Here is a 25,194-nt window from a genome sequence, read left to right as displayed (position 1 = left end):
GTGGTCGCCCTCCCAGAGATCGCCGCGGACCTGGCGGCGGAATGCGCCGCCCTCGACGAGCGCGTCGCGGGCATCGAACCCGACGGGTGGAGCATCCCGACCCCGGCCGAGGGGTGGGCCGTGCGCGACCAGATCAGCCACCTGGCGTACTTCGACGGCAAAGCAGTGCTGGCCCTCACCAACCCCGACGCCTTCGCCGCCCACGTCGACGCCGACGCCGACGCCCTCTCGGCCGGCGCCGCCGCCGACACCCCCGACGTGACCCTGGGCCGCACGGTGCCGCCCGCGGAGCTCCTGGCGGACTGGCGCGCCGGGCGGATCGCGCTACTCGACGCTTTGGGCGGCGTCGACCCCGCCGGGAGGGTTCCCTGGTACGGGCCGGCCATGTCCCCGGCCAGCTTCGTCACGGCGCGGATCATGGAGACCTGGGCCCACGGCCAAGACGTCGCCGACGCCCTCGGGCTGGCGCCGGTGGTCAGCGACCGGCTCCGCCACGTGATCTTCCTCGGCTGGCGGGCCCGACCCTACGCGTTCGCGGTCCGCCACGTCGAGGACCCCGGCACCCCCGTCGCGGTGGAGGCGACCGCCCCCGACGGCTCCCGGTGGGTGTGGGGCGAGCGCTCCGCCCGGGAGCGGATCACCGGCCCCGCGCTCGACCTGGCGCTGGTGTTCACCCGGCGGCGCCATCCCGACGACACCGCGGTGGTGGCGGAGGGGCCGGCAGCCACCGCCTGGCTGGCCATCGCCCAGGCCTTCGCCGGCGGGCCGGGCCCCGGCCGCCCGCCGCTCGGGGCGGCCCGCTGATGGCCCCGGTGCTGCCCACCGCGGTCAACCGGCGCGACCCGGCCCACCTGGACAACCGGGCCGGCATGGAGGCGCTCCTCTCCGAGGTGACCCGCCTGCAGGCGGAGGCCGCCGGCGGGGGCGGCCCCAAAGCGGTCGGCCGTCACCGCTCCCGCGGGAAGCTCACCGTGAGGGACCGGGTGGCTCTCCTGCTCGACCCCGACAGCCCGTTCCTGGAGCTGAGCCCGCTGGCCGGGGCGGGCAGCGAGTACGCGGTCGGCGGCGGGATGCTCGTCGGCATCGGCGTGGTGTCGGGCACCGAGTGCGTCGTGTGCGCCAACGACCCGACCGTCCTCGGCGGGGCCATGACCGCGATCTCGATCCGCAAGCTCCTGCGGGCCCTCGAGGTGGCCAGAGACAACCGGCTCCCCTACATCCAGTTCGTCGAGTCCGCCGGCGGCGACCTGCGGGGCCCCTCGGGTGACCCGGCGGCCGAGCTGCGCCGCAACCTCACCCACTTCGCCGACTCGGGCCGGATGTTCCACGACATCACCGAGCTGTCGGGCATGGGGATCCCGACCATCTCCGTCGTGTTCGGCTCCTCGACCGCCGGCGGCGCGTACCAGCCCGGCCTGTCGGATTACACGATCTTCGTGGAGGGCGGCGCCAAGGTGTTCCTCGGCGGTCCCCCGCTGGTCAAGATGGCCACCGGCGAGGACGCCGACGACGAGTCGCTGGGCGGCGCCCGGATGCACGCCACGGTGTCGGGGCTGGCCGACTTCCTGGCCGAGGACGAGCCCGACGCCATCCGGATGTGTCGCGACGTGGTGGCCCACCTCCACTGGCGTAAGGCCGGCCCGGGACCGGCCGTCGCCGACCCGGCCCCGCCGGTCCACGACCCCGACGACCTGCTCGGTCTGCTGGCCCCCGACCTGCGCAGCCCGCTCGAGGTCCGCGAGGTCATCGCCAGGATCGTGGACGGCTCCGAGTTCGAGGAGTTCAAGGCTCGCTACGGGCCGACGCTGGTGTGCGGCTGGGCGACGGTGCACGGCTTCGCGGTGGGGATTTTGGCCAACAACGGCGTCCTTTTCTCCGACTCCTCCCAAAAGGCGGCGCAGTTCATGCAGCTGTGCAACCAGACCGGGACCCCGTTGCTGTTCCTCCAAAACATCACCGGCTACATGGTCGGGCAGGACTACGAGCGGGGCGGCATCGTCAAGCACGGCAGCCAGATGATCAACGCCCTGTCCAACTCCAAGGTCCCCCACATCACCGTGATCCTCGGCGCCAGCTACGGGGCCGGCAACTACGGGATGGGCGGCCGGGCGTTCGACACCCGCTTCGTGTTCCTCTGGCCCACCGCCAAGATCGCGGTCATGGGACCCAAGCAGATGGCCGGGGTGATGTCCCTGGTCCGCCGGGGCCAGGCCGCCCGGCGGGGAGAGGCGGTCGACGAGGAAGCGGAGGCCGCGATGACCGCCGGCGTCGAAGCGTACGCGGAGGCCATGTCGCTCGGGTTGTACGCCACCGGCCGGGTGGTCGACGACGGGATCATCGACCCCCGCGACACCCGCGACGCGGTCGGCATGGCCCTGTCCGCCTGCCACAGCGGGCCGGTCGAGGGAGCCGCCGGCTACGGGGTTTTTCGGCTGTGACCCCGACCCCGATCCGCCGGCTGCTGATCGCCAACCGGGGGGAGATCGCCCGGCGGGTCATGCGCAGCGCCGCCCAGATGGGGATTGCGACCGTCGCGGTGTACGCCCCGAGCGACGCGGCGGCCCCGTTCGTAGCGGAGGCCGACACGGCGGTGGCGCTTCGCGGTTCGAGCCCGGCGGAGACCTACCTCGACGCCGAGCAGCTGCTGGCCGCGGCGGACGCCGCCGGAGCCGACGCCGTCCACCCCGGCTACGGGTTCCTCTCCGAGCGGGCGTCGTTCGCGCAGGCGGTCATCGACGCCGGCCTGACGTGGGTCGGTCCGCCGCCGGCGGCCATCGCGGCGATGGGCGACAAGCTGGCGGCCAAGGACCTGATGGCCGCGGCGGGGGTCCCGGTCCTCGCCTCGCACCGGGTCGGGGACGGCGCGCTGCCGGCCATCCCCGCCGCGGAGTTCCCGGTGCTGGTCAAGGCCGCCGCTGGCGGCGGCGGCAAGGGCATGCGCGTCGTGGCCGGCCCCGGCGACCTGGCCGGGGCGGTCGAGGCCGCCCAGCGCGAGGCGCTGCGGGCGTTCGGCGACCCGACCGTGTTCGTCGAGCGCTACCTGCCCGACGCCCGCCACGTCGAGGTGCAGATCCTCGCCGACGGGCACGGCACCGTCGTGCACGTCTTCGAGCGGGAGTGCTCCATCCAGCGCCGCCACCAGAAGATCATCGAGGAAGCGCCGTCGCCGGCGGTGGACCCGGCGTTGCGCTCCTTGATCTGCGCGGCGGCGGTGGACGCGGCCCGCGCCGTCGGCTACCGCAGCGCCGGGACGGTGGAGTTCGTCCTCGACGCGTCGCCGTCGGCGGGCGGGGCGTTCTACTTCCTGGAGGTCAACACCCGCCTCCAGGTGGAGCACCCGGTCACCGAAGCGGTCACCGGGCTCGACTTGGTCCGCGAGCAGCTTCGGGTCGCGGCCGGCCACCCGCTGTCGTTCGGGCAGGCCGACCTCCGCCTCGACGGCCACGCCATCGAGGCCCGGGTGTACGCCGAGGACCCCGCGGCCGGGTTCCTGCCCGCGACGGGGACGCTGGTGGAGTGGGCGGTGGCCGCCTCCCCCGCGGTCCGCGTCGACAGCGGGGTGGAGACCGGCACCGCGGTCGGAGTCGAATGGGACCCGATGCTGGCGAAGGTCGTCGCCCACGCCCCGACCCGGGAGGAGGCCGCGCTTTCGTTGGCCCTCGCCCTCGAACGGCTCCGGGTGCGGGGCGTCACCACCAACCGCGACTACCTGGTGGCGGTGCTGCGCAGCGCCGAGTTCCTCGCCGGGCACACCACGACGTCGTTCGTGGAGCGCGTCGCGCTGCCCCGCCGGCGCGACGTCGACGACGCCACCCTGGGGCTGTGCGCGCTGGCCGCCGCCCTGGCCGCGCAAGCCCGGCGAGCGGCCGCGGCCCCGGTGCTTCGCTCGCTGCCGTCGGGTTGGCGCAACAGCGACATGCCGCCGGAACGGGCCGGGTTCTCGCTCGGCACCGACCCGTCCCGGGCGGTGACCGTCTCCTACCGGCGCCGGCGCGACGGCGCCTTCGACGTGGTGGTGGCGGGGGCCGGCGAGCCCGCGGCGCGCACCGCGCTGATCGCCGGGCTCGACGGCCGTCAGCTGGACCTGGTGGTCGACGGCGTGCAGCGCCGCTTCGACGTGCTCGACACCGGGACCGGCCGCTGCTTCGTGCAGGGCCCGGCCGGCGACGTCGAGCTTCGAGTCGCCCCCCGCTTCCCCGACCGGCGCGCCGACGAGGCCGGAGGGGCCCTCAACGCCCCGATGCCCGGGCGGGTGCTGGCCGTTCACGTCGAGCCGGGCGACGTCGTCGCCGCGGGCAGCGCGCTGGTGGTGATGGAGGCCATGAAGATGGAGCACCGGGTCAACGCTCCCCACGACGGCACGGTGGCCGCGGTGCCCGTCGCCGCCGGCGACCAGGTCTCGGCGGGTGACGTGCTCGTCGTGCTCGACGCGCCGGCCGCCGACACCGCCCCCCTCGACGGGAACGCCCGGTGACCGGGGCGGCGCTGCGCGTCGCCAACTGCAGCGGGTTCTACGGCGACCGGGTGGCCGCGGCCCGCGAGATGGTCGACGGCGGACCCATCGACGTCCTCTCCGGCGACTGGCTGGCCGAGCTGACCATGCTGATCCTGGCCAAGAACCGCCTCCGCGACCCCTCCGCCGGCTACGCCCGCACCTTCGTCACCCAGATGCACGACGTGATGGCCGACTGCTTGGACCGGGGCGTCAAGGTGGTGGCCAACGCCGGCGGGCTGGCCCCAGACAGCTGCGCGCAGGCGGTGCGGGCGGTGGCAAAGCGCCTCGGGCGCCGGCCGGTGATCGCCACCGTCACCGGCGACGACCTGGTCGGCCGGCTCCCGGAGCTGCGCGCCGCGGGCGTCACCCTCGACAACCTCGACACCGGTGAGGCCCTCGGGGACCGTCAGGTCCTGACCGCCAACGCCTACCTCGGCTGCTGGGGCATCGCCGACGCGCTGGCCCGCGGCGCCGACATCGTGATCACCGGCCGGGTCACCGACGCCGCCCTGGCGATGGGCCCCGCCGCGTGGCACCACGGCTGGGCCCGCGACGACTGGGACGCCTTGGCCGGTGCGTGCGTCGCCGGGCACGTCATCGAGTGCGGAGCCCAGGCCACGGGCGGCAACTACGCGTTCTTCGCCGAGGTGCCCGGCCTGGAGCACCCGGGGTTCCCGATCGCCGAAATCGCGGCGGACGGCAGCTCGGTCATCACCAAGCACCCGGGCCACGGCGGGATGGTGTCGGTGGGGACCGTCACCGCGCAGCTCCTCTACGAGATCGGCGGCCCGGCGTACGCCAACCCCGACGTCACCGCCCGCTTCGACAGCATCACCTTGACCCAGCTCGAGCGCGACCGCGTCGCCATCACCGGGGTACGCGGCGACTCGCCGCCGGCGACCACCAAGGTGGCGCTCAACTACCTGGGCGGCTACCGGACCACCGTCAGCTTGGTGCTCACCGGTTTGGACATCGAACCCAAAGCGGAGCTGGTGACCCGCAGCCTGTGGGCGGCCATCCCCGGCGGGGCGGCGGCTTTCGCCGAGGTCGACGTGGCCCTGCTGCGCACCGACCACCCCGACCCGGCCACCAACGAGGCGGCCATGGCCGAGCTGCGCATCACGGTGCGCGACCCAGACGAGCGCAAGGTCGGCAGGGCGTTGACGGCGGCGGTCACCGAGCTGGCGCTCTCCAGCTACCCCGGCCTGTTCGCCGGCCCGTCGCAGACCGCCAGCTACGGCGTCTACTGGCCGGCGCTGGTCCCGGCGCCGATGGTGGCCGCGGTCGTCGACGTCGACGGGACCCGCCGGGTGGTCGAGGCGGTGCTGCCCCCCGACCCGCCCGTCGTCGCCGACGTCGAGCCGGTCGCGCTCGGGGGCTGGCCGGGCGGCCCGACCGTCGACGTGCCCCTCGGCCGGCTGTTCGGCGCCCGCAGCGGCGACAAGGGCGGCAACGCCAACGTCGGCGTGTGGGCCCGCTCCGCGGCGGCGTTCGCGTGGCTGTCGGAGGCGCTGACCGTCGAGCGCCTCCAAGCGCTGCTGCCCGACACCGCCGAGCTGACCGTCGTCCGTCACGACCTGGCGAACCTGTGGGCGCTCAACTTCGTGATCGTCGGCCTCCTCGGCGAGGGGGTGGCGGCCTCCAGCCGGGTGGACCCGCAAGCCAAGTCCCTCGGGGAGTACCTGCGGGCCAAGGTCGTCGCGGTCCCCGAGAGCCTGCTGTGAGCTTCTCGGTTTCGGGCGGGGTGGCCACCATCACCATGGACCATCCCGAGAACCGCAACGCCATCACCCCCGAGCTGCTGGCCGAGGTCGGCGCGGCGCTGGCCGACGCCGGAGCCGACCCGGCGGTGCGGGTGGTGGTGCTGACCCACACCGGGCCGGCGTTTTGCGCGGGCGCCGACTTGAAGCGCGCCGGGGCTCGGTCGCACGCCGCGGCGCCCCACGACATGGCCGGGGTGCTCAGCGCGGTCATGGACAGCCCCAAACCGGTCGTGGCCCGCATCGCCGGTCACTGCGCGGGCGGCGGCGTCGGGCTGGCCGCCGCGGCGGACATCTCGATCGCCGCGGCCGGGGCCCGCTTCGCGTTCAGCGAGGTCCGCATCGGCGTGGCCCCCGCGATCATCTCGGTGGTGTGCCTGCCCAAGCTGCGCCGGGCTGACGCCCTCGAGCTGTTCCTCACCGGCGAGCGGATCAGCGCGGCGCGGGCGGCCGAGGTCGGGCTGATCAACCGGGCGGTGCCCGACGACGAACTGGACGCCGCGGTGGCAGGCGTGGTGCGCGCCCTCCTGGCCGGCGCGCCGGGCGCCCTGGCGGCGGCCAAGTCGCTGGTCTACGACGTGGGCGGCATGGAGCGCGCCGACGCCTTCGCCGCGACCGCCCGCCTGTCCGCCTCGCTCTTCGAGGGGGAGGAGGCCCGGGCCGGGATGGCCGCCTTCGCCCGCAAGGAGACGCCACCGTGGGTGCCGCAGTAGCGTGTGCGCCGCCCTCCTCGCGGGGCGGGTGCAACCTTGGGGTCGGTTGAATCGCACGTCGGGCATGGGGGAGGCAGGATGGACCGGGGCATCGGCAGCTGGGTGACCAAGCGGGCCTGGAACGACGGGGACCGGGTGGCGCTGGTGGAAGGCGAGCGGGCCTGCACCTACGACGACTTCGATCAGCGCACCGACCGGCTGAGCCAGTCGTTGCTGCGCCTCGGGGTCCGCCGGGGCGACCGGGTGGCGCTGCTCATGTACAACTCCGCGGCGTTCATGGAGACCCTGTTCGCGGTGGCCAAGCTGGGGGCGATCGCGGTCCCCGTCAACTTCCGCCTGGCCCCGCCGGAGGTCGGCTACATCCTGGCTGACTCCGGCGCCGACGTCTTGGTCCACCACGGCGGCCTCGCCGACCTGGCCCGCCGGGCGGTGGCCGAGGAGGGAGTCAGGGTACGCCACCGCCTGGTCGACCCCGGGCCTCTCGGCGGCGACGGGTGGCGCCCCGACACCGGCGAGCTGCCCTACGAGGCGGTGCTGCAAGACGGGCCGCTGCGGCCCGTCGCCATGGACGTGGACCAGCGCGACGTCCACGGGATCATGTACACCTCCGGCACCACCGGCCGGCCCAAGGGCGCGATGTTGACCCACGCCAACGCCATCGCCAACGCCATCAACAACGCGACCTACGGGCGGGGTTTGCGCCAGGGCGACGTGACGGTCACCGCGGCGCCGATGTTCCACATCGGCGGTCTGGGCGTGCACACCATGCCGCTGGTGTTCGTCGGGGGCACCACGGTGATCCAAGCGGCGTTCGTCCCGGAGCGGTGCCTGGCCGCCATGGCGGAGGTCCGGGCCTCGGTGCAGTTCTTGGTGCCGGCCATGTGGGCGGCGATCACCCGGGTCGCGGACTTCGACCGCTACGACCTCTCCAGCCTGGAGCTGTGCCTGTCGGGCGGCGCGCCGACGCCGCTGCCGGTCCTCGACTTCTTCGCCGAGCGGGGCGTGCCGTTCCAGGAGGGCTTCGGGATGACCGAGACCTCGCCTTCGGTGTCGGTCCTCGACGCGGACAGCGTCCGGGAGCGGGCCGGGTCGATCGGTCGGCCGCTCCCGGCGGTGGAGGCCCGCCTGGTCGACGAGTACGACAGGGAGGTCCCCCCCGGCACAGTCGGGGAGCTGGTGTTGCAGGGCGACAACATCTTCGCCGGCTACTGGATGCTGCCGCGGGCCACCGAGGAGGCCTTCCGGGGCGGCTGGTTCCACACCGGCGACCTGGGCCGGGTCGACGAAGAGGGGTTCATCACCCTGGTCGACCGGAAGAAGGACATGATCATCACCGGCGGCGAGAACGTGTACCCCGTCGAGGTGGAGCAGATCCTGGTCCGCCACCCGGCGGTGGTCGAGGTGGCGGTGTTCGGGGTCCCCGACGGCCGGTGGGGCGAGACGGTCGTCGCTGCGGTGTCGGTGTCGGAGCAGGTCAGCGCCGAGGACCTGATCGTCTGGGCGCGCGAGCGGATGGCCCACTTCAAGGCCCCGACCCGCGTCGAGCTGCTCGACGAGCTGCCCCGCAACGCCACCGGCAAGGTGCTCAAGACCCAGCTGCGGGCCGCCTACGGCGGGACCGAGGCCGCGGTCAGCCGCTGACGGTCACCGCAGGGGCGACGGGGTGACGGTGTCGCGCCCGGCCCGTTTGGAGGCGTAGAGCGCGGCGTCGGCGGCGGCCACCAGCGCGCTCGGCGTGGCCGCGGACCCCGACATCGTGGCGGTGCCGGCCGACGCGGTGAGCCGCATGCCGCGGATCGGCTCGCGCGAGAGGGCGTCGCGGAGCCGTTCGGCCGCCGCCACCGCCTCGCCACGGTCGCCGTTCGGGAGCAGCAGGGCGAACTCCTCGCCGCCGACCCGGGCCAGCAGCTCGTACTCCCGGCTCACCGCGCGCATGCGCGCCGCGGCCGCCAGGAGCACCGCGTCGCCGGCCGGGTGGCCGTAGGTGTCGTTGACCGCCTTGAAGTGGTCCAGGTCGAGCAGGACCACGCTCACCGGGTTGCCGAGCCGGCTGGCGACCGTCGACGCCCGGGCCAGCTCCTCCTCGAAGGTCCGCCGGTTGGCCAGGTGAGTCAGCGGGTCGGTGGTGGCCCGCTCTGCGAGGGCGTCCCACGCCGCCGCGCTGGCGACGCCCATGGCCACCGCCCCGGCGAACTCGGCGAGGCACTCGAGGATGTCGGGCGTGGTCTCCCGGCCGTGCCCGAGGGCCAGGCCGAGCGCCCCCCACTGCTCGCCGTTGACGAGGATCGGCGCGGCGGCCACCGCCCGCCCGCCGGCCTCCGGCGCCTGGCCTTCCTCCCGCTCGCCTTCCTCCCGCTCGCCGGCCGCGTCGATCGGCAGGTAGCGGGGCGCCCCGCCGCTGCGCAGCGCCAGCAGCACCGACCCGGGCTCGGCACCGGTGTCTTGCAGCCAGGCGGAACGCTCCGGGAGGGGCGGGTAGCTGGCGACCACCTCGACGGTCTCGCCGTCGAAGCGGGCCACCGCGGCGACCTCGGCCTCGAACAGCTCCTGCACCGACCGGGCCACCCGCTCGGCGACGAGGCCCACCGCGGCGCCGGCGGCGGTGGCCACCGCGATCTGGCGGAGCGCGACGTCGGCGGCCTCCTGCTGGCGCCCGGCGGTGACGTCGGAGCCGATGACCAGCCCGGCGAACACCTCGCCGGCGCTGTCGCGCACCGGGCCGACGGTGAAAGAGACGATCCGGCCTCGCAGGGAGCTGTCCCACGAGACCGTCTCGCCGCGGAGTGCGGCGAGGTAGCGGGGCCGCATCTCGGCGGCCAGTTCGGGGATCCCGACCTCGTCGATGGTCCACCCCTCCAAGTCGGCGGAGCTCAAGGCGAACTCCGCCAGCACCGGGCCCTCCGCGACGCGGTAGCGGAGATCGGTGTCGAAGAGCAGCACGAACGCGTGGGGCAGGTTGCGGGCCAGGGCCCGGTGCTCCTCCACGCTGCGGGCCACGGCCCGCTCGGCCGCGACCCGGTCGGTGACCTCGGTGACCAGCACGAAGAACCCGACGGTGCGCCCGCCCACCACGTCGGGGATGTAGGACGCTTGGGTGTGGCGCTCCCGGCCGGAGGCGTCGATCAGCTTCCGCTCGAAGTGCTGCTCCTCCCCCTCGAGCGCCGCGGTGATGTAGGGCAGGTTCTGGGCGTAGAGCTCCTCACCCAAGACGGCGCTGATGTGGACGCCGGCCATGGCGGCCGGGTCACACCCGAACCACTCGATATACGCATTGTTCGCCAATACGTTATGTCCGTTTCCGTCCCAATACGCCACCATCGCCGGCAGCCGGTTGAACAGCTTCCACAGCAGCCTGATCCGCTCACCTCCCAGAGCGGACGGATCTCCGGAGGGGACAGTTTCGCACGGCGCCTTCCCAACAACCTCCGACACGAGCACGCCCCCTCTCCTGGCAGCGGACCGTTCCTCGACCGGGCCGAGGCCCGACGCTACCGCGCAGTCAGCAACTATATGTAGCGCCGCGCCCGCGCTTCGTGGGCCCGGCACCCGACAATTCGGGCGGGGACTTCCCGGCGATATTCGGCAAATAGCTCAGAGCGGGAGCCGGCGGCGATACCCGTCAACCCGGGGTGATTCGCGCTCAGGAACCGCCGGCGACGTCGATGACGACCCGGCCGCGGGTCTTCCCCGCCAGGATCGCCTCGGCCAGCTCCGGGAGCTTGGCGAAGGGCTCTACGGTGGTCATGGCGTCGAGGTGCTCGAGCGGCAGGTCGGTGGCTAGGCGCTGCCACGCCTCGGCTCGGATCGCGGCCGGGCACTGCACCGAGTCGACGCCGAGCAGAGCGACGTTGCGGAGGATGAAGGGGAGCACGGTGACCGGCAAGTCGTTGCCTCCGGCCAGCCCGCACGCCGCGACCGCCCCCCGATAGCGGGTCTGGCTCAGCACCGTCGCCAGGGTGGAGGACCCGACGGTGTCGATCGCCGCGCTCCAGCGCTCCTTGTCGAGCGGGCGGCCCTGGGCTTCGAGCGCCGACCGCTCGACGATCGTCGTGGCGCCGAGCGACGTCAGGTAGCCGGCCTCCGCCGGCCGCCCGGTCGACGCCGCCACGCTGTAGCCCAGACGGGCCAGGAGGGCCACCGCCACGCTGCCGACCCCGCCGGCCGCGCCGGTGACCAGGACCTCCCCGTCCGCCGCCAGCTCCGGGGTGACGCCGTGGTGCTCGAGGGCCATGACGCAAAGCATCGCGGTCAAGCCGGCGGTGCCCACCGCCATGGTCTGGGCCAGCGACAGGCGCTCCGGCCGGCGGACCAGCCACCCGGAGCGCAGCGCCTGACGTCGGCTGTAGCCTCCCGGATGGGTCTCCGACAGCCCCCACCCGGTCACCACCACCTCGTCGCCGGGCGCCCAGTCGGGGCTGTCGCTGCTCGCCACCGTCCCCGCCAGGTCGATGCCGCAGACCATCGGGAAGCTGCGGGCGATCTTGCCTTTGCCGGTGACCGCCAGCCCGTCTTTGTAGTTGAGGGAGGAGTAGGCGACGTCGACCACGACGTCGCCGGCGGGGAGGTCCGCGTCGCTCAGCTCGACGATCGAGGCCGGGCCGCTGCCCGACGCCACCATTGCTTGGAAGGTGTCCACGCGGTGATGTCTACCCGCCGCGGGCCGGAGTCCGTCGGGATGGGCCACACCGCGGATGGACCGAAAGCCAGGCGACATGCAGGGCGCGCAGCGACCGGTTCGCAAATGTCGCTCTCCTGACCTTCGGGCGACGGGATGGTTAACCCCCGGTAGTATCTGGGGGTGCCAGCCGTCTGAGGGCGAGGAGACCAACACACGTGCATCTTGGGCGCCGCTCTCGGGACCGAGAGGCCACGCGTTGGAACTGGCGGTTGCGCTTCGCCGAGCTCCTCCTCCTGCCCGCCGGCTACTGGATCTACGCGCTGGTCCGGGACCGCGAGGGGCGGGCCCAGCGCCCGCTGGACTTCGCCCGGGCCCAGGTCCACGGCGAGGCGCTGGTCCACCTGGAGAGCCACGTCGGCATGGCCTGGGAGCGGGGTTTCCAGGAGGTCTTCTTGCACTGGCCGGTGGCCGTGCGGGCGTTGGACTCGTTCTGGTCGTACGGGTACCTGGTGGTCACCGTGGCCGTGGTCGTCGCCGCGCTGTGCCAGCGCCCCCAGCTGTACCGCCGGCTGCGCAGCGTCTTCGCGCTGTCGACCGCGGTGGCCATCGCTACGTTCGCGCTGGATCCGACCGTCCCGCCCCGGCTGCTGCCCGCCTCGTACGGGATGGTCGACACCTGGGCCACCCTGGGCGGCATCGCAGCCCGCACGCCGCCGGAGATCGAGCGGCTGTCGGACCCGTTCGCTTCGTTCCCGAGCATCCACGTGGCGTGGGCCGCCTGGTGCGTGATCGCGGTGGCCGCGATGACCCAGCGACGCTGGATCCGGGCCCTGATGGGCAGCTACCTGGCGCTGACGGTCATCGCGGTGGTGGCGACGGGCAACCACTACATCATCGACTGCGTCAGCGGTGCGGTCCTCACGGTGGGCGCGGCGGTGGTGGTCGGGACGGCCGACCGGCGCCGGGCGGGCGTGGCGGCGGGCCAGCTGGTCCCGTACTGGCGCCGCCTCTGCGGCCTGATACCCGGCGTGACCCGCGCCCCGGCCGCGGCCAGCGTCCCGGTCGCGGCCGCCGGGGCCCTCCGCGGCGAAGCGGTCGTCGCCGATCCCCTCCAAAGCGACCCGGTCCCGGCGGCGGGCGAGGAGCCGGCAGCGGTGGCGGTCGCGGCGCCCGTCGCAGCCGAGGCCAAGCCCGCCGGCGACGATCAGGACCTGGAGAGCTCCACCGCCCTGACCGCGTAGGGGCCGCCCGCCAGTCGGGCCCCGACGACGCGCCCGGCGCCCAGCAGCGGGTCGGTCGTGGCCGCGGCGATCACTTCCCGGGCCCGCCGGGCGACCAGGTCGCCGTAGGCCGTCGGCGCCCGCGACGGCCATTGCAGCGGCCCGACGACCACCAGGTGGCCGCCCGGGGCGACGCCGGCGGCCAGCGAGGCGATGAGGGCTGCGGGGTCCGCGGCGCGCAGCCGGGCGGTCAGGTCGTCCCAGTCGACCATGTAGGGGGCGGTGACCGGGCCGGTCGGGTCGGCGTAGCGGTAGCCGGGCCCCAGGTAGTGCGACACCACCGCCACGATGCTGGCCTGGTCGACGACGATCACGTCGCCTGGGCGCAGCCCGGGCCGCAGCACACCGGCCAGGCCGGCCACGTCGCTTTTCATGTCGATGGCGTGCCCGGAGGGGGCCAGCACCGGGAGGGCGCCAGCGAGCATCACCCCGAGCGCCCCGGCCGCGGCCAGCCCGGCCGGGAGCGCCCGCCGGGCGCCCGGCGCCGACCTGGGGGCCAGCCTGGCGGCCGCGCCCGCCACGCCGGCGGCGGCTTGGAGCAAAGCGGCCCCGCCGAGGACCAGCAGCGGCCCGGCGACCACGGTCAAGTAGCGCGCCGTCCACGACCCGCCGGCCTGGCCGGCCGCCCACCCGACCGCCACGGTAAGCGCCACGGCCGTCGCCACGACCGCCAGGCGACCCGGGTAGGCGCCGGCCCCGGTCACCGGCGCCGCCCGGGGCGCCCCACCGCGACGCACGGCGCCCCCCGCGACGGCGACCGCGGCGGCGGCGAGCGGCGGCCACGGAGAGCCGAAGGTGGCGTACAGCGGGTCGCGCAGCGCCGCCCCGAGCGACGGCGCGGCGGCCCACGGCGCCCCGGTGTGGCCGATCTGGTGCAGCAGGGTCGGCACCCACGGCAGGTACACCAATGCGGTGGCGGCGGCGAAGACGGTGGCGACCGCGCCGGCGCGCCGGTCCCGGCGGTGCGCGGCGAGGATCCACCCGGCGCCGGCCAGCGCCGCGACCAGGTAGACGCCCCAGTCGTGGAGCCAGGTGACGGCGATGGCACCGGCGACCGCCGCGACCAGCCACCGCCGTCCCTCTCCCTCCAGCGCCCTCAGGTAGGCGCCGGTGGTCAGGGTCGCGGCCAGCGCCACTATGGCGTACATGCGGGTCTCCGCCCCGTACCAGAGAAGCAGCGGGCTGCCCGCTGCCATGACCACCGCGGCCAGCGCGGCGCGCCGCCCGGCGGCGTAGCGGGCGGTCCACCAAAGCGCCGGCACGGTCAACGCCACCGCGATCAGCGACAGCAGGTGGGTGGCGGTCTCGCTGCGCCCCGCCACCGCCATCCAGAAGTGGAGCACCTCGTAGTACAGCGGGGGTGAGCCGTCCCGGGCCAGCAGCCTGGGGATGCGCGCTGCGGGCTGGGCGGCTATCCCGACCGAGATCCCCTCGTCGGCCCAGTAGGCGACAGGCAAGCGCAGGGCCGTCACCGCGACCGCCACCACCGTCGACGCGGCGACCACCGCCCCGTCGGCGAGACGGCTCGGTCGCGCCGAGGAGGCCGGCGTCACCGCCGCAGGCCGACGGCTCAGCGGGGTGAAGCCAGGCCGGCCGGCCGGCCGGCTCGCTCCGCCGCCGGCGACAACAGCGTGCGAAGGAGGTCGGCGACGTCGTCGCTGACCACCGTGTAGTACCGGTAGGTGCCCTCCTGGCGGGCCCGGACCACGCCGGCGAGGCGCAGCTTGGCGAGGTGCTGGCTCACGACCGTCGGCGACACCGTCGCCACCTCGGCCAGGCACGCCACCGACGACTCCCCCTGGAGCATGGCCCACAGGATCCGCAGCCGTGTCGGGTCGGAGAGCATGCGCAGGGTGTCGACGACGCGCTCGACGTCGTCGTCGTCGGGCAGCGTGAAGTCGTCGATGGCGTCGTGCATGACCGGGCGATCCTACCGCTGCGCTTGCCCCATTACATGCGACTATGCGAAGGTGCGAACCCATGAGGTTAGACAGCGCATGAGGTCAGCCAGCGCCGTGAGGTCCACGGGCCCGTGACCGCCGCCGTCCGCCCGGTCGTGCGGCGCGCCGAAGGACCGGGGAGGGCCCCGCGGCCGGGCCGGCCCGCTTCGGGCCTCGCCGGCCTGCGAGAGGTGCGGTGGGCGGCCGGTTCGCTCGCCTGCTTCGCCCTCGCCGCGCTCCTCGGCGCTGCCGGCGGCCCGCCGCCGCTGCAGTGGGTGCTGTGGGCGGCGTGCTACGCCTCGGGCGGGTGGGAGCCGGGCGCGGCCGGGCTACGGGCGTTGCGGGCCCGGGTCCTCGACGTGGACCTGCTGATGGTCGTGGCGGCGGTCGCGGCGGCGGCCATCGGCCAGCGCTTCGACGGTGGCCTGCTGATCGTCATCTTCGCCACGTCGGGCGCCCTCGAAGCGGTGGCGACCCACCGGACCGAACAGAGCGTCCGGGCCCTCCTCGACCTGGCCCCGGAGACCGCGACGGTGCTCGACGACGCCGGGCACGAGCGGGAGGTGGCGACCGGCGACTTGAAGCCCGGCGACACCGTCGTGGTCCGCCCCGGTGAGCGTGTCGGAGCGGACGGGACGGTGCGCGCCGGGGCCAGCGAGGTCGACCAGGCGTCGATCACCGGCGAGAGCACACCGGCGGTCAAAGGCCCGGGCGACGAGGTTTACTCCGGTTCGGTCAACGGCAGCGGGCTGCTGCGAGTGGAGGTCGCCAGGCCGGCGTCGGAGTCGGTCGTGGCCCGCATCGTGGCGCTGGTGGAGGCGGCCAGCGCGACCAAGGCCCGCACCCAGTTGTTCATCGAGCGGCTGGAGCAGCGCTACTCGGTGACGGTCGTGGCCGCGACGGTGGCGTTCGTGGTGGTGCCCCTGCTGGTCACGGACTGGTCGTTCCGGCGGGTGCTGCTCGAGGCGATGACGTTCATGATCGTGGCTTCTCCGTGCGCGGTGGTGCTGGCCACCATGCCGCCGCTGCTGTCGGCGGTTGCCCTGGCCGGCCGCCACGGCGTGCTGGTCAAAAGCACCGTGGTCCTCGAGCAGCTGGCCGGCATCACCACGGTCGCGTTCGACAAGACCGGCACCCTGACCGCCGGGCGTCCGGAGGTGACCTCGGTGGTGGCCGCGGCGGGCTGGGGCCGCGACGAGGTGGTGCGCCTCGCCGCGGCCGCCGAGGCGCCCTCCGAGCACGCGTTGGGGCGGGCCATCGCCGCCGCGGCCCGACGGTCGAAGCCGGAGCCGGGGTCGGGGTCGGGAGCCGGGGCGGCGGCGGCCGGCGCCGTCGAGGCGCAGGCCGGCACGTTTCGGGCCCTTCCCGGCCGGGGGGTGGAGGCGGTGGTCGCCGGCGCCTACGTCGAGGTCCTCAGCCCCCGCGCCGCGTCGGAGGCGACCGCCGGCGAGGCAGCCTCCGACGCGGGGGCATGGTGGCGGCCGGTGGTCGGGGACGCCGAGGCGGAGGGCGGCACGGCGGTGGTGGTGCTGGCCGACGGCACCCCGGTGGGCGTGATCGCCATGCGGGACCGGGTGCGCCTCGACGCGCCGGACGCGGTGGCGCGCCTGGCGGAGCTGACCGGGAGGCGGCCGGTGCTGCTCACCGGTGACAACCTGGCCGCCGCCCGCCAGGTCGCCGAGCAGGTCGGGATCACCGACGTGGCGGCGGGTCTGCTGCCGGAGGACAAGGTGGCGGCGGTCGTAGCCCGCCAGGCCGCCGGCGAGGTGGTGATGGTCGTCGGCGACGGGGTCAACGACGCGCCGGCGTTGGCCGCGGCCAACCTCGGGATGGCCATGGGAAAGTCGGGTTCGGACGTCACCTTGCAAGTCGCCGACGGGGTGATCATGCGGGACGCGCTGTCGACACTGCCCGCCCTGATGACGGTGGCTCGCCGGGCCCGGCGGATGGTCCACCAGCACCTGGCCTTAGCGTCGGCGGTGATCGTGGTCCTCGTCGGGCTCGACGTCGCCGGCCACCTGCCGCTGCCGCTCGGCGTCGCGGGACACGAGGGGTCGACGGTGGTGATCGGCCTCAACGGCCTCCGGTTGCTGCGCCGCAGGGCGTGGCCGGAGCCGTGATCACCCCCGAGCGGCGATCACCCCGGGGCCGGGCGGTGGTGGGCGGTGCGGGCGTGGGGGTCCTCGCCGCCTTGCACCGCGGGGCTCGAGTGGATGGTGGCCTCCCGCAGCCGGGGGACCTCGTGGAGGAGGTGGTGGTGGGCGTGCTCGGCGATGTCGTGGGCCTGGGCCAGGGACAAGGAGCCGTCCGAGGACACCTCCGCGACGGCGTGCAGCTCGTGGCCGACCCAACGGATCCGCACCGAGTCGACGGTCACGATGCCCTCGACGCCGGCCAGCACCCGACGGACCTGCTCGACTAGGGCCGGGTCCACCGCGTCCATGAGACGACGGTAGATGTCCCGGCCGGCGTTTTTGACCACGAAGAGGATGGCGACGGTGATCAGCAGGCCGACGATCGGGTCGGCCAGCCTCCATCCGGCTGCCACCCCGCCGGCGCCGACCACCACCGCCAGGCTGGTGAACCCGTCGGTGCGGGCGTGGTACCCGTCGGCTTCGAGCGCGGCGGAGCCGATCCGCCGCCCGACCCGGATCCGGTAGCGGGCCACCGCCTCGTTGCCGAGGAAGCCCACCACCCCTGCGGCCGCCACCCAGCCCAGCTGGTGGACGGAGCGAGGGTGCACCAGGCGGTCCACCGCCTCGAACGCGGCCACGATCGACGACGCGGCGATGGTGACGACGATGGCCACGCCGGCCAGGTCCTCGGAGCGGCCGTAACCGTAGGTGTAGCGGGAGGTCGGCGCCCTCCGGCTGAGGATGAACGCGGCGGCCAGCGGGATCGCGGTGAGGGCGTCGGCGAAGTTGTGGATGGTGTCGGCGAGCAGGGCCACCGACGCGCTGATCGAGAAGATCACCACCTGGATGACGGCGGTGACCGCCAGGCCGGCGAGGGACACCTTGAGGGCCCGCATCCCCTCGGCGCTGGCTTCTAGCGCGGAGTCGAAGGAGTCGGCCGCGTCGTGGCTGTGGGGCTTGAGCAGCGACAGGACCGCTCCCCTGACCCCACCGGGATGCTCGTGCCCGTGCCCGTGATCGTGGTCGTCGTGGTGCTCGTGGCCGGGCTGGTGATCGTGGTCGTCGTGGTGCTCGTGGCGCTGGTCGCTCGCCCCGGCGCTGCTCATGACCGCCGCCGGCGGGCGTCGGCGCCGTGGGGCCGGCTCGCGGCCACCACGTGGTCGGAGTGGAACAGCGCCTCCTCGACCAGCCTCCCGACGTGGGCGTCGTCGGCCGCGTAGAACAGCCGGTTGCCTTCCCGCCGGACCCGCACCAGGCGCGACATCCGCAGCTTGGCCAGATGCTGGGACACCGCCGGCGGCTGAGCCCCGACGTGGGACGCCAACTCGCCGACGGAGTGCTCGCCGTGGAGGAGGGCCCACAAGATGCGCAGCCGGGTGTTGTCGGCCAGCAACTTGAACGTTTCGACCGCCACCGAGAACTGTGCGTCATCCGGCTCGACAACTACCTGCGTAGGCACGCAGCAACTGTACTAGGGGGCGCAGAGAATCTCTCCGTGGAGGATCGAGAACCACCCGTCGGGGTGCTCGGCCCACCGCAACCAGGCCGCCGAGATCCGCTGCAAGTCGGCTTGGGTCGCCGCGGCGCGCTCCACCAGCTGGGTGGCCAGGTCCGAGGCGAGAATCCGGCGCGCCCACATCCCGCCCCAGTACGCCCGGTCCTCCGGTGTGGCGAAGCACCAGGTGCTGGAGGACGCAGTGACCGAGCCGAAGCCCGCTTGGCGGGCCCAGGCCAGCAGCCGGCGGCCGGCGTCGGGCTGACCGCCGTTGGCCAGCGCGGCGTCCCGGTACAGCGCCAGCCACTCGTCCAGTTCGGGGATGTCAGGGAACCAGGTGAAGGCGGCGTAGTCGCTGTCGCGCGCCGCCACGATCCCTCCCGGCGCGCACACCCGACGCATCTCCCGCAGCGCCTGCACCGGGTCCCCGACGTGCTGGAGCACCTGGTGGGCGTGCACCACATCGAAGCTGTCGTCGGGAACGTCCAGCTGGTGGACGTCGCCGACCAGGAACTCGATCCCCCCTGTCCCCCGGCGGGCGGCCTCCGCCCTGGCCAGGTCGAGGACCTCCTCCGACGTCTCGACGGCCGTCACCTGGCCGGGGGCCACCGCCGAGGCCAGGTCCGCGGTGATCGTGCCCGGGCCGGCGCCGATGTCGAGCACCCGCAGGCCGGGCCGGAGGTGCGGGAGGAGGTAGGCCGCGGAGTTCGCCGCGCTGCGCCACCGATGCGAGCGCAGCACCGACTCGTGGTGGCCGTGGGTGTATACGGCTCTCGGCCGCGGCGCCTCGCTCATGCCCACCACCGTAGAACCTCGATCTCGCCATGTGATCCAATTACCACTGCATGAGACGACCTAGCCGGGGCGGGGGCGGGGGCCGGCCAGCGCCGCCAGCAGGTAGATCCCCGTCGCCACGGCCATGATGGCGAAAGAGGGCGGGACCCGCGACGCCGCGTAGGAGATGGCCAGACCCCCCCACACCGAGACGACGCCGAGCCCGACCGCCACCCACATGGCAACGAAGGGACGGTCGGTGAGGCGAGCCGCCGCACCGGCGGGGGCCGACAGCAGCCCGAGCAGTAGCAGGCTGCCCACGGCCTGGGTGGCCTCTCCGGCGGTGACGCCGACCAGCGCGAGGAACACCACGCCGAGGACCCGAACCGGCACCCCCCGGGCCGACGCCACGGCCGGGTCGAGGGAGGCGAACAGCAGCGGCCGGGCGATGGCGATCATCACCACGATCACCCCGACGGCGATCAGCGCGGCGAGGGTGGACTGGCTGGCGCTCAGCCCGAAGATCGACCCGAACAGGACGTTGATGCCCGCCGACGCGTCCGTCGCCCCGGACCCGGTGGTGTAGACGGTGAGCAGAAGGACGCCCAAGCCGAGCACCCAGGCGAACACGCTGCCGATCACCACGTCGTCGGCCCTGCCGTTGCGTCCCAGGACGGCCATCGCCAGCCCGAACACGACGCAGCCGACGAACAGCCCGATGCGCAGGTCGATCCCGGCGGCCAGGGCGGCCAGGGCACCGGTGAAGGCCACGTGGGACAGCGCGTCGCCGGTGAAGACCTGGCTGCGCAGCACCACGAACCACCCGACCAGGGCGGCCGCCGCGGCGATGAGCGAGCCGGCGATGACGGCTCGCACCTCGAAGGGGTGGCCGAGCATGTGGGCCACCCCCGCGAACGGGTCGGCGACGGCCAGCCCGAGGACGGTCATCGCCCGGCGCGCCGCGGCCGGCCGCCGACCAGGCGAGTCGACGCGGCCAGGAGGTACGCGGCGAACCCGAACGTCGTGATGTAGAAGCCGACCGGGTACGCCGAGAAGTAGGCGGCGGCCAGTCCCAGCCAGGTGGCCGCCACGGCGATGAGCACCGTCAGCGCCAGGCTGCGGCCGGTGCGGGTGGTCAGCTGCTGGGCGGCCGCCGCGGGCATCACGAGCAGAGCGAAGATCAACAGGGTTCCGGTGATCTGGCTGACCTCCGCGGCGGCCGCCCCTAGGAGCAGTACGAACAGGAACGACAGGGCCCCGACCGGCACGCCCCGAGCCCGGGCCACGTCTGGGTCGACCGACGCGAACAGCAGCGGCCGGCCGATGACGACCAGGACGGCCAGGGCGGCGAGGCCCACCGCCAGGAGGGTCCACACCTGCGCGTCGGTGACGCCGAGGAACGATCCGAACAGCAGGCCGGTGGTGCCGCTCAGGAACCCGTGGTAGAGGCTGGTGAAGAGGAAGCCCGCCCCCAGCGCCATCGCCTGCACCGTGCCGATGACCGCGGACTCCTCTGACAGCCCGGAGGACGCCGCCCCGAGAGCCCGCCGGGGCAAGAGGCCCACAACCATCGCGGCCGCCAAGCAGAACCCGAAGTACCCCCACGTGGCGGGCAGCCCGAGCCACACCGCCCCGGAGGCGCCGGGGAAGCCGACGGTGGCCAGGGTGTGGCCGACGAAGCTCTGGCGGCGCAGGATCATGAACCAGCCGATGGCCCCGGCGGCCACCGCCACGATGGTCCCGGCCCGCAACGCGTTGAGCATGAAGTGGTAGCGCAGGAGCTGGTCGATGTCGGAGACCGGGTTCCACCCGAGGCGCGGGGCGGCGACGGCGAGAAGGGCCATCAGAGCGGATCGGCGTGGGGATGGCCGCTGTGGCGGTCGGTGTGGTGGGCGGGGGCCTCCGGCTCCCCGATGACGACCAGGCGGCCGTCGGAGGTGGCCAGCACCTCGATGGCGGTCCCGTACAGGCGGCTGAGGATCGGGCCGGTGATCACCTCCGCGGGGGTGCCGGCTACCGCGCCGCCCGCCGCGATGTACACCACCCGGTCCAGGTAGGGGAGGATCGGGTTGACGTCATGGGCGACCATCAACACGGTGACCCCCTCCTCTCGGCTGATGCGGGCGATAAGCGCCGCGACCGACGACTGGTTGGGCAGGTCCAGGCTGTCGAGCGGCTCGTCGAGGATCAGCAGCCGGGGCCGGCGGACCAGGGCCTGGGCGATGAGCAGACGCTGCTGCTCGCCACCGGAGAGGCGCCCGATCGGCCGGTCGGCGTAGGCCGAGGCGCCGACCAGGTCGATCACCTCCGCCACCCGCGCCGACGCCCGCCGAGCGGCGGCCGACACCCGCGCCAGCCCGGGGATCGGCGCGCCCCACCGGTCCCCGTCGAGGCCTAGGCGCACCACGTCGACGCCGCGGACCCGCAGACTCGGGTCGAAGCTGCGCCGCTGGGGGAGGTAGCCGATCTCCTGGCTGGCGCCGCCGGGCTCCCGTCCGAGGACCCGGACCCGGCCGGCGGAGAGCGGCAGCGACCCGAGGAGGACCTTCACCAGCGTCGACTTGCCGACGCCGTTGGGGCCGAGCACCGCGACGAATTCACCGGCGGCGATGTCGAGATCGACGCCGCTCCAAAGCGTTCGGCGACTGACCGCGACCGCCGCAGCCTCGGCCCACACCGCGGGAGGCCCGGTCATCGGCGGGTTCCCTCGACCAGGGCGGCCTGGATGCCCCGCAGCTGCGCGACCTGCCACTGCTGGTAGGTCGCGCCCGGCGGGGCGAGCGTCTCGGTGATGGTGGCGGTGGGGATGCCGGCGGCCCGGCATTCGTTGATCTGGGCCCGGACGTCGGGGGTGGTGTTCTGGCTGTTGTAGATGTAGGCCTTGATGCGGCGACCGGATATCTGGCGGTCGATGGTGGCCTTGTCGGCGGCTGACACGTCGCTGCCCTCGCTGATGGCCCGGAGGAACGACGGCGGGGTGATCAGGTCCAGCCCGAGGGCCGGCGCCAGCATCGAGAAGATCGACTCCGACGCGCCGACCGGGGTGCCGGCGAAGCGAGCCTTGATCTGCCCGATCAGCTGGTGGTAGGCGGCCAGTCCGTGGTCCTCGAAGGTCGCGGCGCTGGCCTTGAAGTAGTCGGCGTCGGCCGGGTCCAGGCGGGAGAGGTCCCCGACGTAGGCCCCGATGACGGTGTGGACGTCGGCCGGGTTGTACCAGCGGTGAGGGTTGGCGCTGCTGGCCGCGCCGACCACCCGCCCCACGTCGAGCACCCGCGCCGGGTCGGGCGCGGAGCTGGCCGTGTCGGCGGCCAGCAGCTTGGGCATCCACCCGTCGTAGCCGATGCCGTTGTACCAGACCAGGTCGGCGGCGGCGACGGCTCGGGCGTCGGCCGCGGTCGGCTCGTAGGCGTGGGGGTCGGCGTTGGGGTTGGTGATGATCGAGGTGACCTGCACGTGGGCGCCGCCGACCTGGGCCGCGATGGACCCCCACTCGTTCTCCGCGGCGACCACCTGCAGGACCCGCCCGGCCTGGGCGGCCCGGCCGGCGGGCGCCGGCGCCGAGGCGCACCCGGCGACCAGCCCGACCACGGCCACTGCCCAAAGAAGGCGCCGGGCGGTTCGCATACCCCCATCGTAAATGAGACTGAGTCCAAGTATCAAAAACGACTTCAGCGGCAGTCGCGGCACACCCCGACGGCATCGAGCCGGTGGCTGGAGATCTCGAACCCCTCGGCCGCGGCCAGGTCGCACAGTGCCCGGCCGATCGCCTTCTCCAACGTCGCGGAGGGACTGACGTCGGTGACCGCCCCGCAGCTGACGCAGAGGAGGTGGTGGTGGTGCTCGGTGAGGTCCTCGGCCAGCTCGAAACGGGCGAACTCGTCGTCGGCGGCCAGTTTGCGCACCACGCCGGCCACCTGCAGGTCCATCAGGTGCCGGTACGCGGAGCTGCGGGCCAGGTCGGGGCGCAGCTCCGCGATGTCGGCGATGCTCACCGGCCGGCCGGCGCCGGCCAGCAGGTCGACGATCGCCCGCCGACCCGACGTGTAGCGCTGGTCGACGGTGCGCAGCCGCGCCGCCGCCAGCTCGTGCAGGTCGTCGTCGGCCGGCGCCGTCGCTCCTCGCGTCGTCACCCTTCCATCATGGTGCACCGGCGGGCGGCCGCCGCGGCCGGCGGGCACCGCTCAGCGTTCCGGGGTCAGAAACGCTCCCGGCGGACCGTGGCTTTCTTGCCCCGGATCTTGGAGTCCCGCAGCGCGTTGATGACGTCGTCGGCGACGGCGTCGGGGACCTCCACGAGGGAGAACCGGGGGGCGATGTCGATCGCCCCGATCTGCTTCCCCTGCAGCTGGGTCTCGCCGGTGATCGCGCCGACTAGGTCCTGCGGGCGCATTCCGGCGTCCCGGCCGATGCCGACGAACAAGCGGGTCATACCGCTGGCCGGCTCCCGCCGGTTGGCGCCCCGACCGCCCGAGCCGCCCTGACCGGCCCGCTCGGGGCGCTCGTCGCGCTCGAAGCGGGCGCCCCGGTCGGGCTTGTTGAACGGGGTGACGTCGGGGATGTCCTGCTCGTCGGCCGGCGCCCCCGACGCTTCGTGGGCCAGCTTCACCGCGGCCAGGGCGATCTCCATGACGTCGAACTCGCTGGCCAGGGACTCGACGACCACCCGGAAGTGGTCGAGGTCCTCGCCGAGGATGCTCTCTTGCAGCGCGGCGCGGGTCAGCTCGAGGCGGCGGGCCTGGAGGTCGGCGACGGTGGGGACCTTCTCGATCTCGATCCGCCGCTTCGTCGCACGCTCGATGGTCTTGAGCATCCGGTGCTCCCTGGGCTCGGCCAGGGTGATCGCCACGCCTTCCCGGCCGGCCCGCCCGACGCGTCCCATGCGGTGGACGTAGGACTCGACCGAGGCTGGCACGTCGTAGTTGACGACGTGGGACAGGAGGTCGATGTCGAGGCCCCGGGCCGCGACGTCGGTGGCGATGAGCAGGTCGGCGGTGCCGTTACGCAGCCGCTGCATGACCCGGTCGCGCTGCTCCTGGCTCATCCCGCCGTGGAGCGCCTCGGCCCGGTAGCCCCGACCGTTGAGCGTCTCGGTCAGGTGATCGACCTGGTCGCGGGTACGGCAGAACACCAAAGCGGCGGTCGGGGCCTCCACGTCGAGGATGCGCCCGAGCGCGGCCGCCTTGTAGGGGCGCTGCACGACGTAGGCGCTGTGGCGGACGCGGGGCGCTTCGCCTTCCGCGGTCGACGACTCGGCGATGCGGATGCGGACCGGGTCGTGCAGGTGGGTCCGGGCGATGGCGTCGATGCGCGACGGCAGCGTGGCGGAGAACAGCACGGTCTGGCGGGATTCGGGGGTCGCCGCGAAGATGGCCTCGAGGTCCTCGGCGAAACCCATGTCGAGCATCTCGTCGGCCTCGTCGAGGACCATGACCTGGAGGGCGCCCAGCCGCAGGGTGCGGCGGTTGAGGTGGTCGATGGCCCGGCCGGGGGTGGCGACGACGACGTCCACCCCGCGGTCGAGGGACTGCAGCTGCCGGCCGATGGGCTGACCGCCGTAGATCGGCAGCACCCGCACCCCGAGGTCGCGCCCGTAGCGGTGCAGGGCTTCGGACACCTGCATGGCCAGCTCGCGGGTGGGGACGAGGATCAGCGCCACCGGGTCCCGGTCCCGCTTGCCGGGCGCGAGGCGCTCGAGGATCGGGAGGGCGAACGCCGCGGTCTTCCCGGTGCCGGTCGCCGCCTGGCCGAGGACGTCGCGCCCGGCCAGCAGGACCGGGATGGCCTCCCGCTGGATCGGGGTCGGCTCCTCGTAGCCGAGGTGCGACAGCGCAGCCACCAGCTCGGGGCGCAGCTCCAAACCGGCGAAGGTCACTCCCCGCTCGGCTTCGCTCTCGGGTTCGGTCTCGGCCTCCGTCGGCGCGGGCGGGTCTTGGCGCTCGGGGTCGCTCCCGTGCTGCTCGGGCATGGCTACATCCTGCTCGACG

21 protein-coding genes are annotated in these 25,194 nt (G+C 74.1%); 8 read left to right on the top strand and 13 right to left on the bottom strand.

The features are described 5' to 3' along the window. The 6 genes from K6U06_RS00605 to K6U06_RS00580 all read left to right on the top strand — a co-directional run bounded on the left by K6U06_RS00605 (nt 1) and on the right by K6U06_RS00580 (nt 8,609). Nucleotides 1–804, top strand: coding sequence for a TIGR03084 family metal-binding protein (locus K6U06_RS00605; RefSeq protein ID WP_262319941.1), 804 nt, complete (start codon nt 1–3; stop codon nt 802–804). Continuing rightward, nucleotides 804–2,438: an acyl-CoA carboxylase subunit beta gene (locus K6U06_RS00600; protein ID WP_262319940.1), complete on the top strand. Its 1,635-nt coding sequence runs from the start codon at nt 804–806 to the stop codon at nt 2,436–2,438. The genes K6U06_RS00605 and K6U06_RS00600 overlap by 1 nt, the downstream gene beginning before the upstream one ends. Then, entirely contained in the window at nt 2,435–4,474 is a 2,040-nt protein-coding gene (locus K6U06_RS00595) for an acetyl/propionyl/methylcrotonyl-CoA carboxylase subunit alpha (protein WP_262319939.1), read from the top strand. Before K6U06_RS00600 ends, K6U06_RS00595 begins: the two co-directional genes overlap by 4 nt. Then, nucleotides 4,471–6,219 carry an acyclic terpene utilization AtuA family protein gene (locus tag K6U06_RS00590; protein WP_262319938.1) on the top strand — a complete coding sequence of 583 codons (1,749 nt, stop codon included), beginning with the start codon at nt 4,471–4,473 and terminating at the stop codon, nt 6,217–6,219. Before K6U06_RS00595 ends, K6U06_RS00590 begins: the two co-directional genes overlap by 4 nt. After that, nucleotides 6,216–6,968 carry an enoyl-CoA hydratase-related protein gene (locus K6U06_RS00585; protein WP_262319937.1) on the top strand — a complete coding sequence of 251 codons (753 nt, stop codon included), beginning with the start codon at nt 6,216–6,218 and terminating at the stop codon, nt 6,966–6,968. Before K6U06_RS00590 ends, K6U06_RS00585 begins: the two co-directional genes overlap by 4 nt. Before the next feature lie 78 nt (nt 6,969–7,046). Further along, entirely contained in the window at nt 7,047–8,609 is a 1,563-nt protein-coding gene (locus K6U06_RS00580) for an acyl-CoA synthetase (protein ID WP_262319936.1), read from the top strand. 3 nt (nt 8,610–8,612) lie between these two features. Here the strand turns inward: K6U06_RS00580 and K6U06_RS00575 are convergent, their stop codons facing one another. Continuing rightward, nucleotides 8,613–10,406, bottom strand: coding sequence for a diguanylate cyclase (locus K6U06_RS00575; protein ID WP_262319935.1), 1,794 nt, complete (start codon nt 10,404–10,406; stop codon nt 8,613–8,615). Between the two features lie 202 nt (nt 10,407–10,608). After that, nucleotides 10,609–11,586 carry an MDR family oxidoreductase gene (locus tag K6U06_RS00570; protein WP_262320485.1) on the bottom strand — a complete coding sequence of 326 codons (978 nt, stop codon included), beginning with the start codon at nt 11,584–11,586 and terminating at the stop codon, nt 10,609–10,611. A 269-nt stretch (nt 11,587–11,855) separates the two neighbouring features. Here K6U06_RS00570 and K6U06_RS00565 point away from each other — a divergent pair, with 269 nt between their 5' ends. Further along, the gene (locus K6U06_RS00565; protein ID WP_262319934.1) at nt 11,856–12,827 is read left to right on the top strand and encodes a phosphatase PAP2 family protein; all 972 of its coding nucleotides are present in this window, start codon (nt 11,856–11,858) and stop codon (nt 12,825–12,827) included. Here K6U06_RS00565 and K6U06_RS00560 read toward each other — a convergent pair. Then, nucleotides 12,791–14,419, bottom strand: a complete 1,629-nt coding sequence (locus K6U06_RS00560; RefSeq protein ID WP_262319933.1) for a glycosyltransferase family 39 protein — start codon at nt 14,417–14,419, stop codon at nt 12,791–12,793. The two genes, K6U06_RS00565 and K6U06_RS00560, sit on opposite strands and share 37 nt — an antisense overlap. Nucleotides 14,420–14,436: 17 nt before the next feature. Further along, on the bottom strand, nt 14,437–14,784 hold the full coding sequence (locus K6U06_RS00555; RefSeq protein WP_262319932.1) for an ArsR/SmtB family transcription factor: 348 nt from the start codon (nt 14,782–14,784) through the stop codon (nt 14,437–14,439). A 114-nt stretch (nt 14,785–14,898) separates the two neighbouring features. On the opposite strand from K6U06_RS00555, the gene K6U06_RS00550 reads away from it, so the two are divergent. Then, the gene (locus K6U06_RS00550) at nt 14,899–16,926 is read left to right on the top strand and encodes a heavy metal translocating P-type ATPase (RefSeq protein WP_316044678.1); all 2,028 of its coding nucleotides are present in this window, start codon (nt 14,899–14,901) and stop codon (nt 16,924–16,926) included. Between the two features lie 17 nt (nt 16,927–16,943). Here K6U06_RS00550 and K6U06_RS00545 read toward each other — a convergent pair whose 3' ends face one another. The 9 genes from K6U06_RS00545 to K6U06_RS00505 form a co-directional block, all read right to left on the bottom strand. After that, nucleotides 16,944–18,047: a cation diffusion facilitator family transporter gene (locus tag K6U06_RS00545; protein WP_262319931.1), complete on the bottom strand. Its 1,104-nt coding sequence runs from the start codon at nt 18,045–18,047 to the stop codon at nt 16,944–16,946. Beyond that, a complete protein-coding gene (locus K6U06_RS00540) occupies nt 18,044–18,400 on the bottom strand; it encodes an ArsR/SmtB family transcription factor (RefSeq protein WP_262319930.1) in 357 nt (118 codons plus the stop codon). Before K6U06_RS00540 ends, K6U06_RS00545 begins: the two co-directional genes overlap by 4 nt. 12 nt (nt 18,401–18,412) lie before the next feature. Continuing rightward, nucleotides 18,413–19,231: a class I SAM-dependent methyltransferase gene (locus K6U06_RS00535; RefSeq protein ID WP_262319929.1), complete on the bottom strand. Its 819-nt coding sequence runs from the start codon at nt 19,229–19,231 to the stop codon at nt 18,413–18,415. A 60-nt stretch (nt 19,232–19,291) separates the two neighbouring features. Further along, complete coding sequence (locus K6U06_RS00530; protein WP_262319928.1) at nt 19,292–20,158, bottom strand: metal ABC transporter permease; 867 nt, start codon at nt 20,156–20,158, stop codon at nt 19,292–19,294. Next, nucleotides 20,155–21,054 carry a metal ABC transporter permease gene (locus K6U06_RS00525; protein WP_262319927.1) on the bottom strand — a complete coding sequence of 300 codons (900 nt, stop codon included), beginning with the start codon at nt 21,052–21,054 and terminating at the stop codon, nt 20,155–20,157. The genes K6U06_RS00530 and K6U06_RS00525 overlap by 4 nt, the downstream gene beginning before the upstream one ends. Beyond that, on the bottom strand, nt 21,054–21,905 hold the full coding sequence (locus tag K6U06_RS00520; protein WP_262319926.1) for a metal ABC transporter ATP-binding protein: 852 nt from the start codon (nt 21,903–21,905) through the stop codon (nt 21,054–21,056). Before K6U06_RS00520 ends, K6U06_RS00525 begins: the two co-directional genes overlap by 1 nt. Then, on the bottom strand, nt 21,902–22,834 hold the full coding sequence (locus K6U06_RS00515; protein WP_262319925.1) for a metal ABC transporter solute-binding protein, Zn/Mn family: 933 nt from the start codon (nt 22,832–22,834) through the stop codon (nt 21,902–21,904). Before K6U06_RS00515 ends, K6U06_RS00520 begins: the two co-directional genes overlap by 4 nt. A gap of 44 nt (nt 22,835–22,878) precedes the next feature. Then, a complete protein-coding gene (locus K6U06_RS00510; protein ID WP_262319924.1) occupies nt 22,879–23,340 on the bottom strand; it encodes a Fur family transcriptional regulator in 462 nt (153 codons plus the stop codon). Nucleotides 23,341–23,405: 65 nt separating this feature from the next. Further along, nucleotides 23,406–25,175: a DEAD/DEAH box helicase gene (locus tag K6U06_RS00505; protein ID WP_410050957.1), complete on the bottom strand. Its 1,770-nt coding sequence runs from the start codon at nt 25,173–25,175 to the stop codon at nt 23,406–23,408. Nucleotides 25,176–25,194 lie beyond the last annotated feature (19 nt).

This window comes from Acidiferrimicrobium sp. IK (genome assembly GCF_025499425.1).
Classification (GTDB): Bacteria; Actinomycetota; Acidimicrobiia; order Acidimicrobiales; family Palsa-688; genus Acidiferrimicrobium.
Note: the sequence above shows the minus strand (reverse complement) of the source record. Positions and strands in the feature narration are given on the sequence as shown.